10 protein-coding genes are annotated in these 13,419 nt (G+C 39.1%); 1 reads left to right on the top strand and 9 read right to left on the bottom strand.

Annotation, left to right across the window (positions count from 1 at the left end; translation table 11 throughout):
* Window positions 1-33: 33 nt before the first annotated feature.
* From ACOKFG_RS04445 to ACOKFG_RS04480, 8 genes are all read right to left on the bottom strand, one after another.
* Window positions 34-1,230, bottom strand: coding sequence for a hypothetical protein (locus tag ACOKFG_RS04445; RefSeq protein WP_299486708.1), 1,197 nt, complete (start codon window positions 1,228-1,230; stop codon window positions 34-36).
* Between the two features lie 3 nt (window positions 1,231-1,233).
* The gene (locus ACOKFG_RS04450; RefSeq protein ID WP_299486705.1) at window positions 1,234-2,862 is read right to left on the bottom strand and encodes a S41 family peptidase; all 1,629 of its coding nucleotides are present in this window, start codon (window positions 2,860-2,862) and stop codon (window positions 1,234-1,236) included.
* Entirely contained in the window at window positions 2,840-3,241 is a 402-nt protein-coding gene (gene rnpA, locus ACOKFG_RS04455) for a ribonuclease P protein component (protein ID WP_299486702.1), read from the bottom strand. The genes ACOKFG_RS04450 and rnpA overlap by 23 nt, the downstream gene beginning before the upstream one ends.
* 71 nt (window positions 3,242-3,312) lie before the next feature.
* Entirely contained in the window at window positions 3,313-5,169 is a 1,857-nt protein-coding gene (locus ACOKFG_RS04460) for a M1 family metallopeptidase (RefSeq protein WP_422861915.1), read from the bottom strand.
* A 1-nt stretch (window position 5,170) separates the two neighbouring features.
* Complete coding sequence (locus tag ACOKFG_RS04465) at window positions 5,171-6,820, bottom strand: S8 family peptidase (protein ID WP_422861916.1); 1,650 nt, start codon at window positions 6,818-6,820, stop codon at window positions 5,171-5,173.
* Between the two features lie 28 nt (window positions 6,821-6,848).
* A complete protein-coding gene (locus ACOKFG_RS04470; RefSeq protein ID WP_422861917.1) occupies window positions 6,849-7,715 on the bottom strand; it encodes an MBL fold metallo-hydrolase in 867 nt (288 codons plus the stop codon).
* 85 nt (window positions 7,716-7,800) lie between these two features.
* Window positions 7,801-10,023: a SulP family inorganic anion transporter gene (locus ACOKFG_RS04475; protein ID WP_422861918.1), complete on the bottom strand. Its 2,223-nt coding sequence runs from the start codon at window positions 10,021-10,023 to the stop codon at window positions 7,801-7,803.
* Window positions 10,020-10,808, bottom strand: a complete 789-nt coding sequence (locus ACOKFG_RS04480; RefSeq protein WP_299171593.1) for a universal stress protein — start codon at window positions 10,806-10,808, stop codon at window positions 10,020-10,022. The genes ACOKFG_RS04475 and ACOKFG_RS04480 overlap by 4 nt, the downstream gene beginning before the upstream one ends.
* A gap of 185 nt (window positions 10,809-10,993) precedes the next feature.
* On the opposite strand from ACOKFG_RS04480, the gene ACOKFG_RS04485 reads away from it, so the two are divergent.
* The gene (locus ACOKFG_RS04485) at window positions 10,994-12,820 is read left to right on the top strand and encodes a sodium:proton antiporter (protein WP_299171597.1); all 1,827 of its coding nucleotides are present in this window, start codon (window positions 10,994-10,996) and stop codon (window positions 12,818-12,820) included.
* Window positions 12,821-12,843: 23 nt separating this feature from the next.
* On the opposite strand, the gene ACOKFG_RS04490 is transcribed toward ACOKFG_RS04485, so the two are convergent.
* Window positions 12,844-13,419: an outer membrane beta-barrel protein gene (locus ACOKFG_RS04490; RefSeq protein WP_299171600.1), complete on the bottom strand. Its 576-nt coding sequence runs from the start codon at window positions 13,417-13,419 to the stop codon at window positions 12,844-12,846.

The following is a 13,419-nucleotide window of genomic DNA, read 5'->3' on the forward strand; positions in this document are numbered from 1 at the left end:
AAAATACACCAAAATGCAAACAAAACGGCATAGTTATTTGGAGGAGGCACGTAGCATTCCCAAAAACTGGTTTATCAATTCGGAAAGTTCTGGATTTTGATCATACACCGAGCTATTTCTTCGAGAATAAATCTTGGCAAAAAGATCAAACCTCACGCGATATGCCATTTTACGAATTTCATCACTATCGTCTTTTTCAATGAGCTCATTTAGTTTCTCAAACTCTTTTTTCCACCAATCAAAATCAACATCATTTGGGTTTTCAAAATCATTGGAAAGTTTGGGCCTTAATCTATCAGCAAGCTTAATTTCTCTTTTCAATGCATTAGAAAGTGCAGTTTTTTGTTTTTTGTAAACCTTAGATCTTAAAAGTTTTGCGTGCTGTTTTGATAGACTATCCGTTTCTAACAAATGTTTGTAATCTTTCAACATACGTTCACTCTGTTCTGAAGCCAATAATAGTTTTTGGTCTTCCATAAACTGTTTAAACAAAGTGTAATCGGCATGATATTGACTTAGAATTTTATCCGAAGCCGAAGTTTCCTTTTTAAGTTTTTGAAGGTGTAACCAATCAAACGCCCGGAGGATTTGATTTTGAGGCGGCCACCTATGCTCATCGTCATAGGTGATTAGGGTGCTATTGAATTTTATTAGTTTGAGGTAGTCTTTGTTTTCCTGCATTTCCCTAAAATTCATATCACGATCACCGCAAAGTCCCACATAAGAGTATGCCTGTGCGGCTGGCATTTGTTCCTGAATGTAGGAGAAGCCGGCTCCACAACCTACTACACCTGCAAATTTATCGGTCAAAGATGCTATGGCACTTGCTAATCGGGAACCTCCTGAAAAACCAGAAAGGTACATCTCACTTTCATTAATACTGAATCGGGAAAAAATGTACTTAAATAATCTATTGGCGATTTCAAAGTTACGGTTGTAAGGTCCATTTCTTGAGTTGTTCGAGCAAACTAAGATGTGTCCGTACTTTTCCGAAACTGTAATGAAAGGTTGAATACCTATAGCTCCTCTAGCGGCTGGCTCAAAAATAAAAACAATGGAACTTAGCTGATTTTCGTTGAATGATTTTGGAAGGTAAAGCGCAAACGTTTCTTTTTCTGCTCCAGTGACCAAAATTGAATCATGAACTATTCCTTTTTCAAATGAATCTTGTGCATGTAAAAAGGAAACTGCTATAAAAGAAAGAAAGAAAATACGAAACTTAAGGCACATAGACTATTGCAGGATACCATTATATTTTGTCCTATCATTCAATAACTCCTTAGCGGCCAAAATGGCATCATCATGTTTTAAATAATACTGATAAAGTCCTTCTCTATAAAAATATCGTTTGATAATTTCATCTTCAAGATTTTTCTGAATCTCTTTTTGATAGGTATCTAGCGCTAGAATTTTGCCCTTGTTCACGGCAAGTAGTAAGTCTTTGTATTTTTCTTGAACGGAAGGGCCGAGCAAATGTTCATCTCCGTTTATAGCTTCCTCCAGGATTTCCTCGGTTTCCGTTCGAAACGAAAAATTCTGAGCCTGTGCATATTGTTTAAAAGCGTCAAAATCAGCATTGGAAAATTCAAAATCATTTACAGATTCAACGGAATTATCATAGTAATAGTCCGTCGCAAAATCAAACACAACACTGTTCTGTTGCAAGGCATCGATTAAGGTATTCGATTTTAGAGAAGCAATTTCAATGTCGGGCATTACGCCTCCTCCATCTTGCACTCTTCGTCCATTTCTTGTGGTGAACTCCTTGAAATCAGTATTTCTAACTGCATTTCCCTCATTATCCCTGTTCCAATAGTCCAATGATTGGATACAACGTCCGGAAGGAGTATAATATCGCGAAATGGTAACTTTTAATTGTGTTCCATAGGTGAGTTTTAATGGACGCTGAACCAAACCTTTTCCAAAGCTTCTAGCTCCCATGATTACGGCGCGATCCAAATCTTGCAGGCCACCTGAAACTATCTCACTTGCGGATGCACTTCTACCATTTACAAGAACAACCAAAGGAATATCCAAATCTTCAGGTTGGTTTTTGGTCTTATACTCCTGATTGAATTTTTTGACTTTGGATTTTGTGGTAACAATAAGCTCTCCCTTGTCGACAAAAAGATTGGTCACATTGATGGCCTCGGTAAGAAGTCCTCCTGGATTTCCGCGTAAATCCAACACTAATTTTTCAGCACCTTTTCCCTTTAGGTCTTGGATAGCGGATTTCGTCTGGGATGAAGCCTTTCTATTAAATTTTGAAAGCACGATATATCCCGTGTTATCGTCGATCATATCATAAAACGGAACTGCATCCACTTCTACACCTTCCCGTTTTAGGGTAGCCGTTTTGGTCTGACCTTGTCTTACAAAAGTAATGTCGACACTGGTGTTGTTTGCTCCTTTAAGCAGTTCGCTTGCGTTGTCATCAAAGTCAGAAACCTTGATGTCGCCAATTTTAATGATTTCATCACCAGCTTTTAGGCCGGCCTTGTCCGCAGGATAATCTTTATAGGGTTCAACAATGACCAATTTGCTTTCGTAAGAACGCACCAAGGCCCCAATCCCCGAATACTCTCCGGCATTATTGATTTTATAGGCTTCAACATCTTGTTCGTTTAAGAACCGTGTATAAGGATCCAATTCATCCAGCATGTTCTTAATTGCCGAATCCATGAGCTCTGCAGGATTGGTCTCATCCACATAATTCATGTTGAGTTCCTTGAAGAGTGTGGTAAAAATCTCAATCTGCTTCGCGATTTCAAAGAAGTCACTCTTGAAACTACTTCCGACGGCCAAAAAGGCAACGGCTACAACGGGGATTATAAATTTTTTATTGAGTATTGTTTTTTTCATCGAATTCTTTCTTTAGAAATGCTTCCAAAAGCGTGTTTATGGAGCGATCAACTTCATCAAAATTGGGTATGGTATTACCAAGATATAAAAATAGAAACGCAAAATTTCCCTCAATCTTGTTAAAAACGGAATGCTTATTCAATCGATAGGCCTCGCGTAATAAACGTTTTACGCGATTTCGCTTTACCGCGCTTTTGAATTTCTTTTTTGGGGCAACAACACCTACTTTAATCTTGGTGTCATCCTCAAAATCTGATTTTATGTAAAGTAGTTTTATGGGAAATTCGGTGATTCCTTGTCCTTCAACAAAGAGTTGCTCAATAACCTTTCTGTTTTTGAGTTTTTCCTTTACTGGGAAAGTTACATCTTTTGAATCCATATCAAACTTTTCCCTTTAGGGAAGCTATTCGACTTTCTTCGGTCAAGATACAAGTAAATAAGTAATACCGATTAATCAAGAAGTTTCTGATGCACGTTATTTTCTCCATCCACATCTGCCATAAGTTGTGAAGGATCAAGGACAATGGCTTTTATCGTCCCAACAGGCTTATCTATTGTAAACCCATAGGTTTGATGTGCCCATGCCCAATCTTCCAAAACAGTTCTTTTTAGATTGGGATAAGGATTCTCTTTTTCTCCGCGCATCATGCGTAATGGAACATAATAGATTTCCTGCGTACCATCGGAGTTTACCACCAATATGTCTAAAGGCATAGGCATGTCGCCGATACGTTCCAGGACAACCTTTGTTTTTTGTCCTTCCGATTCCACACTTTTAATGGAATAATCGATGGTGTTGGTAGTCTGGGTCCAGTCGGTCAAATACCAATCCAATTCCATTCCTGAAACTTTTTCTGCTGTTCTCTTGATATCGTTTGGCACAGGATGTTTGAATTTGAAATCTTCATAATATTTTTGAATGGTTTCCATTAATTTATCCTGACCAATAATATATCCCAACTGCGAAAGAAAAATAGATCCTTTGCTATAAGCTCCAATGCCATAGGCGAAATTTGTCGCGAAGCGATCGGCATGCGAAGTCTGTGGTTTTTCCAAACCAGAATTCACCAAAGCATAGTATCCTTTGTATGAGCCTTCAAAAGGATTTTCCTTGCCTTCTTTCATGATTTCATTCATGCAAAGGCTGCTTATGAATGAGGTAAAGCCTTCATCCATCCATTCATATTTGGATTCATTTGTCGCCAAAATGTGTTGAAACCACGAATGAGCCATTTCATGCACGGTAACCCCAACAAGGCTGCCGAAACTTCTTTTGCCTGTAATCAAGGTGCTCATGGCATATTCCATACCTCCGTCTCCACCTTGAATCACAGAATATTGTTCGTAGGGATATTTACCTATGTTTTTACTGAAAAAGCGCATGGTCTCTTCCGTTTTGGGCTGCAATTTTTTCCAATTATCAATGATTTCAGGGTCATTTTTATATAGAAAGTGAAGTGTTGGTCCATCTTCCATAGCCACTGAATCATGAATGTATTCTGGATCTGCGGCCCACATAAAATCATGCACATTAGGCGCGTTAAAATGCCAAGTGAGCGTTTTTCCTTTGGTTTTTACTGAAGTTCCAGGAGCTTCATAACCGTGTCCTATTTCTTGAGGGTTTTGCAGATAGCCAGATCCGCCTACGGTGTAGTCTTTATCTATAGTCAATTTTACATCAAAGTTACCCCATACACCATGAAATTCCCTTGCGATATATGCATTGGGGTGCCACCCTTCAAAATCATATTCAGATAGCTTTGGGTACCACTGGCTCATGGATAGTGCAACACCTTCTGCACTGTTTCTTCCAGATCTTCTAATCTGCAAAGGAACTTGTCCATTGAATTCCATATCCAAAACGGTTTTTCCACCTGCCGGAATGGGATTTGCCAATTCAACCACTAGGATGGTTCCCTCCTCATTAAATGAAACAGGGGTTCCATCTTGGGTTAACGTTTTTACGTGCAAATAACCAATTTCACTTTCTGAAAGGGATGCAATCCTACTTTTTCCATCCTTCATCATCCGCTTATCAGGATCCTTTACGCTTTGAAGTCGAGCATCCATTTCACTCCCAGGTTGAAATGCATTAAAATACAAATGATAATACACCCGATTCAGTACATCAGGAGAGTTGTTAGTGTAGACCAATTTTTGGGTCCCTGCGTATTGAAATGTTTTAACGTCCATATTGACATCCATGGTATAGTCTACATGCTGTTGCCAATACGAAGTGTTGTTTTGGGCATTCAGGATAATTGTGGCGCCCAATAATGTGAAAACGGATAAAAAAGCTTTTCTCATTTTATTTTGTGTTCTTGGTCAAAGTCATTTTACCTTTTGAAATATTATCAGCCATAATAAGGGCGTTATAGGCATTGACCATTTTTCCGGATTTTGAAATAGTATTGAAAGTTGTGGCATTTTCAGGATCTCCCGAAACAATAACAGAAGCTTTGGAACTTAAGCCAGATTCAATAATTACCTGCTTTACCTGAGAAGCGGAAAGCTGCGGATAGTATGATCTGATAAGTGCCGCTACGCCTGCTACAGCAGGAGCGGCCATTGAGGTTCCTCCTTGAAAATCATAATCGTTATTGGGTAAAGTAGAGTATATGTCATCTCCTGGTGCAAAAACATCCACGTTCTGCAAGCCGTAATTTGAAAATGAAGCCACCATTTTAGAACCATAACTACTGGTTAGTGCGCCAACGGTAATTACGTTATTGGTAAATTCTGTGCTTCCATAGTTATGATCGTTAGGAAAATTCGGGTTTTCGGCGTCATCCAAATTGTCTCCATCGTTTCCTGCAGCATGTACAATAAGTACGTCACGAGATGCAGCATATTTAATAGCATCATAAACCCACTGCGCATTTGGTGAGAACGATTTTCCAAAACTACAGTTGATAATTTTAGCTCCATTGTCCACCGCATATCTAATCGCCAGAGCAATGTCTTTATCGTATTCATCTCCATTTGGAACAGCTCTTAAGCTCATCAGCTGTACGTTTTTGGCCACCCCATTTACTCCTTTTCCATTGTTGCGTTCAGCGGCGATAATTCCAGCTACGTGCGTTCCGTGACTTTCGGTATCCACTCTGTTCTTTGGATTTCCATTACCATATGATTTGTCAGTAAAATCATATGGCTTATCCCCAACAGGCGTTCTTCCATTAAAATCTTTGTTGAGGTTATAGTTCACCTGTTCGGTGAAATAGGTAATGCCTTCGTTAAGTTCTTCGATAACACTTGGAATACTTTCTCCATAGGAGAACATTTGGTTCAACACCGCAATATTCTGCTTCATTTCCTCCGTTTTGGCCTCGATAGCCATTAATTCCTTTTTGGTGTAGGAGCTCTTACCCAATTCTTTCTTAACAGCATCATCCGCATTTTTTACCACTTGGAAAATTTGCTCGTATTGCTGTTTGTTTTGAACCGCTTTGGGATACTCAGAATCAAGTTTAAGACGCGCTTTTGCCCTAGCAGAGGCATCACCGATATTCAATCGTAGCATTCGCACATACTCCAATTGCTCATGGTAGGCTTCACCTAAAAAATTATATCCGTGAATATCATCAACATATCCATTGCCATCATCATCTTTTCCGTTATTGGGCTTTTCTCCCTTATTGGTCCAAAGCACATCATCTAAATCTTCATGCTCTAGGTCCATTCCTGAATCGACAACCGCTACGACAACGGTATTTCCACGTCTATTTTTGATGATTTCTTTGTATGCTTTGTCCACACTCATACCGGGGATGGTGTCTGAAATTAAATCAGCATGTCCCCAAGTTTTCTTTTGGGATTCGGACAACTCTGAAATTTTTAAAGGAACGGCATCAATATTTGCAACCGGAGTAGACACTAAAGTGGTAGCGCCACATCCCATCAAAAAGATTGAAAAGAAAAGCGAGGCAAATGGCAGCTTTGAGTATTTGATATTCATAGAACTTATTTTATTGAAATGTAAAACTTTATTGTGAATTGAATATTTCATCGAAAGAAAACAATTCGTCCAATCGCACCCCTTTTTCCGTTTGTTTTAGGGTGCACAGTTGATTGTGTGCATCATGTTCAAAGAACAATAGCAATTTGTTTTCCGCCGCATGGTTTAAAAATTGCGCCTTTTCTTCCAAAGTCAGTAAAGGTCTAGTATCGTATCCCATAACATATGGCAAAGGGATATGTCCCGCTGTTGGAATCAGGTCCGCCATGAATACAATAGTTTTTCCTTTATAATTTACTTGTGGAAGCATCATTTTTTCTGTATGTCCATCTACAAAAAGGATACCAAATCCCAATTCTGAATTTTCAAGCTGAGAAACCTTGTCGCGTTTGACAAAATTTAGCTGCCCGCTTTCCTGCATCGGAAGAAGGTTTTCTTTCAGAAAAGATGCCTTTTCCCGAGCATTTGGGTTCGTGGCCCATTCCCAATGCTCTTTGTTGGTCCAAAAACTAGCATTTTTAAATGCAGGCTCGTAGCCGGTTCTGTCTTTGTTCCATTGGATACTTCCTCCGCAATGATCAAAATGTAAATGGGTCAAAAAAACATCGGTAATATCATCTCTTCGGAACCCAAGTTCTTTTAAAGAATTGTCTAAAGAATGATTTCCCCAGCGGTAATAATAGCTAAAAAACTTTTCAGATTGCTTATTGCCCAGACCATTATCTATAAGAATAAGTTTATCCCCATCTTCAATAAGCAGACATCTGGCTGCAAGGTCTATCATGTTGTTAGAATCGGCCGGATTGGTTCTATTCCAGATGGATTTTGGGACAACTCCAAACATTGCGCCCCCATCTAGTTTAAAATTACCGGTCTCAACAGGATAAATAGTCATTCAGAAAATAAATGCCGTGCAAAATAAGAAAAGCTTAATGCAAAAGGTTAAAAAACATCGGATTATTGGCCGTATTTTAACAAAGTTAGTCTTCTGGGAATTGATTTAAGAGTTTTTGAAGCTGTAAACCAAAATAAATCATGGCCTTGATTTCCTGTACACTCAACAAGCGTTCTTTTTTTAGAATCAGCAGGGAATTTCCATTGGATTCTATATGGTAATAGGGATTGCTCTCCAAAAACAGAATGAGTTCGTCATGAAAAAGCCCTTGAATCTGCGTGGTTTTTTCACCACTTAAAAAGAATCTACGGTTAAAATCGGGGTGATTGTCAATGGTGATGTCCTTAAATCCTGCCAACTTGTAAATTCGCTCGAGTAGTCCTTCTTTATCCAAAGTGAAGACCGGAAATCTTTGCCGCAGTTCAATGTGCATTACGGTTGATTTGATAACCTCTTTGGCTACAAAAGCTCCCTCAGTGAATTCAATATCAAATACGGAACAATGGTCTTTTTCGTCAATAAGATGGTTATACAAATAACTAATTTCCCGTGTTTTGAAGAAGATGAAATCTGATAGAAAGGAAGTCTCAATATTTTTTTGGGCACGATAGTTCCACCCAAGTTCAGTGGTGGTTTCTTTTAAATGCGTCTGTCTTCGTGTAAAGTATTTTTCAATGGGTTTTAAAGTTTCGAGCGGAATTATTTTTCGAATTGCAAAAGGATGTTTCGAATCGGTTCCGTGCTTGTCCAGCCCAACAATCTCTATACTTCCTCCTTTTTTGGAAAAAACGTGCATATAAGATTCCAAGCCTTCCATTGCTGTGTGATCTACAAATCCACACAAGGAAAAATCAACAATTACATTTTGATCTTCGGGAATAGCATCCAATTTATTTTTTAGCTTGAAAAAATTGAGGAAACTGCAGAAGTATTTTACACTCACATAATAATTCTTGTCCTCATGCTCTTGAAAAAGCAGCACATTGGGTTTAAAAAGATTCCCTACAAACAAAAAGGTACTTCTGTTAATGATAATATGGATAAGCAAAGTGGTAAGTATACCTACGCCGATACCCGTTATGAGATTTGTAAATAGGGTAGTCAGTAATGTTGCCAAGAAAATGACAATCTGTTCCTTTCCGATTTTTGCAATCTTCCTGAAAGTCTTGGGAGTGGCGAGCTTATATCCGGTGTATACCAAAATTGCGGCCAAAGCTGCCAAAGGAATCTTTTTGAGTTGTTCTTGGAACAAAAGAATAAAAATAACCAAAAAAGAAGCGTGAAAAAGGTTAGCTGATCGGTTTGTAGCTCCATTATTTACGTTAACTGAGCTTCTCGCAATTACCGTGACCACGTTTAATCCTCCTACCAGACCACTCAGAGAGGTTGCAAACCCTAAAGCTTTTAAATCCTTATTTACATTGGAGCGTCTACTTTGAGGGTCCAATTTATCAACCGCTTTAATGCTTAATAACGATTCGATACTTGCGATTAGGGTTATTGCGAACACACTAACCATAAACTCTTTAGTCAGTGCTTTTGAAAAATCGGGAAAAGCGAGGTTTGAAAGCACATTTTCAGGAATAGAAATAAGATACGAAGGATCCATTGGGAATGGGATGTTCAACCATCCGAAAGAATAGCTAAAGCCAACTGATAAAATCAAAATCCACATGGGAGCTGGAATCAGTTGAAAATATTGGTTTCTAATTTTTGAATAGAACACCATAATGAAAAGACTGATGATCCCAATTCCTGCGGCTACTAGTTCTTCCGTTGTCCCATTTTGGAAAAGATCTGTCAGTCCATTTGGAATCTGCGCCAACAATTGAACTATGCTTCCATGTTCATTGTTATGGCCAATCATAATATGAAACTGTTTTGCAAGGATGCCCCAACCTATTGCAGCTAACATACCTTCAACGGCCGAAGCAGGGAAAAAATCAGCAAGACGACCCATTTTTAAAAAGCCAAGCAACAACATTAAAACCCCCGAAACTACAATCGCGGCCAGCGTAAACAAATAACCTTGATAAAGGTCACCCGCACCCAATGTGGTAATGGCTCCTAAAAGCACTATGACCAATCCGTTTCCAGGTCCAGTGATGGTAACATTGGATCCACCTAAAATTGCGACTACGGTTCCTCCCACAATTGCTGCGATGATTCCGGAAATGGGCGGAGCATCACTTGCAATAGCCAGACCGAGACCTAGTGGCAGGGCAATCAACGAAACCACAAAACCCGAAAACAGGTTTTTAGGAAGATCTTGGATAAAATGTTTTTTATGGTGGGTTTTTGAAGTCAATTGTTTTTTCTAACTATGAGCAGGTCGGTTGGTAAATCAGAAAGTATATATTCGATATCGTGTGGAAAAATCCGATCCAACAAACCTATTTTTTTTGGTGCATTCATTACCAAAAGGTCTGCTCGGACCACCTCGGCATAGTGACCTATAGAGTACCCTCGTTTTCCAAAAATACTCTGGGTTTTGATCTTCAGATTTTCCAAATATCTTTCTGGGATTGATTTTAAAAGTTTTCGAACGCGTGAATCTTCCCGATGTCGTAGGCGCTCCTTTTGAATGGAGGCTTTTTTAAGAGACTTATCATCTTCAATGTTCACGGCTACCTCTTTTTGTCGGATTTCTTCCACAATGGTCAATTGTTTGGCTCCCAAGGCGTTTGATACAAAAACGGCATTTGAAATTGCCAGGGCAGTTCCTTCATCTTCCAACCCATTTACCACCACATGTTTACAAGGTACCCGTTCTTTAGAAGGTTTTATCAATAGCAATACGGAACAGCAAACTTTTCGTGTCAATTTTCTGGCTATGGATCCAATATAGAACTGATAAAGATTTTCATGCTGAAGAGCTCCAAGAATTAGAAGGTCAATATCAGAAGTTTTGCAGGTTTCCAATAAAACCTCATCTGGCTTCCCATTTTTCCACTCAATGGAGAATTCAAGATTTTTATGTTCGATTTGTGATAGGATTCCAAGAATTTCCTTTTCTTTTTCCTCTGTTTTTTCGCCAACATGTAGTAGCAGTAATTTAGCCTGAAAAAAATAGGCTATTCTGGCGGTCTCCATGATATTTATTTTCAAAGAAGGGGAAAAGGCAAACCCAAATAAGACGGTTTTAAATGGTGAATTCAAGAATTCTCTTTTAAAGATAGTCGCCAATATACCACTTAATGTATTAAGAGATATCGGTGGTTTTTCAGTTTAGTCAAATTTTTCACGGAAAAACAGTAAATTTCAGAAAAACTATTTCAATGCTCGAACTTGCTGGAATAATTATTCTTGGAATTATTGCACAATGGGTTGCATGGCGATTTAAATTACCAGCCATTTTACCACTAATATTAATTGGCCTATTGGTTGGTCCTATTGCCACCCTATATACGGAAGATGGCACAAAGCTCATAGAGCCTATTTGGAATGGAGAAAAAGGATTGTTCCCTGGCGAGGGGTTGTATTACTTTGTCTCACTTGCTATTAGTATCATCCTTTTTGAAGGAGGTCTTACCCTAAAGCGTGCTGAGATTAAAAACGTGGGCCCCGTTATTACCAAACTTATCACACTCGGTTCTATAGTCACCTTTTTTGGGGCAGGAGTTGCCGCTCATTATATTTTTGGACTTACATGGCAGATTTCCTTTCTGTTCTCGGCATTGATCATTGTTACTGGACCGACGGTAATTACACCGATACTTCGAAACATTCCATTGAAAAAGGACGTCTCCGCGGTTTTAAAATGGGAGGGAATCCTAATCGACCCCATTGGGGCATTGGTAGCAGTATTGGTATTTGAGTTTATCAGTGTAGGTGAGGGTAGTGCTTTTACCCAGACCGCCTTGGTAGAATTTGGTAAGATATTGTTGTTCGGAACCACTTTTGGATTCACCTTTGCACACGCATTGGCATTTGCAATCAAAAAGAACTTTATTCCCCATTACTTAATGAATGTGGTGTCACTCTCAGTGGTGCTTTTAGTATTTGTAGAGTCAGACCTATTTGCCCACGAATCTGGCCTGTTGGCCGTGGTTGTTATGGGAATGGTGCTTGGGAACATGAATCTTCCCAACCTTAAAGAATTGCTCTATTTTAAAGAGTCTTTGAGTGTACTTTTAATTTCCATCCTGTTTATACTATTGGCAGCCAATATCAATATTAGTGACATGATGTTGATTTTCAACTGGAACACGGCCCTTCTTTTTGCGATCATTGTTTTTATTATTAGGCCGTTGGGGGTCTTTTTAAGTACAAAGGGTTCTGGATTAAAATTGAATGAAAAACTCTTTATAGGATGGGTGGGACCACGTGGTATTGTGGCTGCTGGTATTGCTTCATTATTTGGGTCAAAGTTATTGGCAAAAGGTGTACCCGGCGCAGAATACATTACGCCTTTAGTGTTTATGGTTGTTCTGGGAACAGTTCTTTTAAACGCAACAACAGCACGACTTTTTGCCAAGATGATAGGTGTGTTCTTGACAAAATCCGAGGGAATCTTGATTATTGGAGCATCAAAAGTGTCGAGGTTGATAGGGAATTACCTCAAAAAGAACAACCGACATGTAGTTCTCATCGACAATAATGACACTAATGTTGAAAAGGCTAAAAGCCTAGGTTTGGAAGCCATGTCCGCGAACATTTTTTCTGATACGTTAACGGATAATATTGAATTGAATGATATGGGATACCTTATGGCCTTAACCGGGAATTCTGATATCAACAAATTCGCCATTGATAAGTTTAAGGACCAGTTCGGTGAGAATGGCGCTTTTCGATTGGTCAATTCTGAAGAAATCAACGACCCTGAGAATACTCCTGCAGATGGACTTTTTTCGCATACCGATGACTTTATCAAACTTATGGATGCGGTTCGGAAACATCCGACCATCCATGAAATTGACATAAAGGACAAGTCGCATTATGATAGCCTTATTGACATAACCCTAAAGGATTATGATATTATTCCGGTATTTACCAAATCGCCCAAAGGGAGTATTGATATCATTCCAGCAAATCGCAAAGATTTTACTCCTAATGGAGAAGGGCACAAACTGGTCTACCTTGGAAAAATGTTTGAAATGGATTAAAGCTTACCAATTCTGGTCAACGATTAGAAGGTGCGAGAAACCCTAACACTGTACAATTCACTCTCGTTTTGAAAAGTAATTTCTGGCCTAATAATAAGTCCTGGGATTGGACGTATGTCAAGGCCTATACTAATATAATCTTCAAAATCAGAGTTCTCTTCCAAATAAGTGCCATATCCGTAATTGGCGCCCACTCCAAATGTATCACTTAGACGGTAATCAACTCTAGCACTTACTCCTAAAAAATCGAAACCTTCGCCCTCTACGGTAATATCACCAAAGTCTCGATCTTTTCCAACAAAATGGGTATAGTTGACTTCCGGACCGGCACTAAAACCTTTAGATACTTTGAAAGAATACCCCCCAAATGCACCGTACAGAAAGGAGGCGGCCTCACCAAGACTTCCGGAGGGCACACCTACGCCTACTCCTGCATAATATGAATTAAATGCTTTCTCCAAATCCTCTTCAGTAATTTCGTCTACTGAAATTGGAACATCTTGAGTGGTTTCCTCTTTTCTTTGTGCATTGGCAGCAACGATGCATACCAAGAACAATAAGCTAAATAGAATAATGGAATTACGGAATGTGGGTTTCAT

The organism is Flagellimonas rhodophyticola (assembly GCF_049332665.1).
Lineage (GTDB): Bacteria > Bacteroidota > Bacteroidia > Flavobacteriales > Flavobacteriaceae > Flagellimonas.